Annotated in this window: 1 protein-coding gene; it reads right to left on the bottom strand. The window is 60.9% G+C overall.

The window, feature by feature from the left end:
- Positions 1-539: EF-Tu/IF-2/RF-3 family GTPase (locus tag MUY21_RS16000; protein WP_248411269.1), on the bottom strand; the 539-nt coding region annotated here is incomplete at both ends.

Below are 539 nucleotides of genomic sequence, written 5' to 3'. Positions count from 1 at the left end.
GCTTCGAACTTCGTGTGCGGGGTCACCGACCCCGGCTTGCACAGAACCTGACCACGCTCGACCTTCTCGCGGTCGATGCCGCGCAGCAGGACGCCAACGTTGTCACCGGCTTCACCGCGATCCAGCAGTTTGCGGAACATTTCAACGCCCGTGCAGGTGGTTTTCTGCGTGTCCTTGATGCCGACGATCTCGATCTCGTCGCCCACGTTGATCACGCCACGCTCAACACGCCCCGTGACAACCGTGCCACGGCCAGAGATCGAGAACACGTCCTCGATCGGCAGCAGGAACGCACCGTCAACCGGACGGGCCGGCGTCGGGATGAACTCGTCCACAGCCGCCATCAGCTCGCGGATCTTGTCTTCGCCGATATTGGCATCACGGCCTTCCAGAGCCGCCAGGGCCGACCCTGCGATGATCGGAATGTCGTCGCCCGGATAACCATATTCGGTCAACAGTTCGCGGACTTCCATTTCCACCAGCTCAAGCAGCTCTTCGTCGTCAACCTGATCGACCTTGTTCATGAACACGACCATGGT

The sequence above is a fragment of the Aliiroseovarius sp. S2029 genome (assembly GCF_023195575.1).
GTDB classification, from domain to species: domain Bacteria; phylum Pseudomonadota; class Alphaproteobacteria; order Rhodobacterales; family Rhodobacteraceae; genus Aliiroseovarius; species Aliiroseovarius zhejiangensis.
Note: the sequence above shows the minus strand (reverse complement) of the source record. Positions and strands in the feature narration are given on the sequence as shown.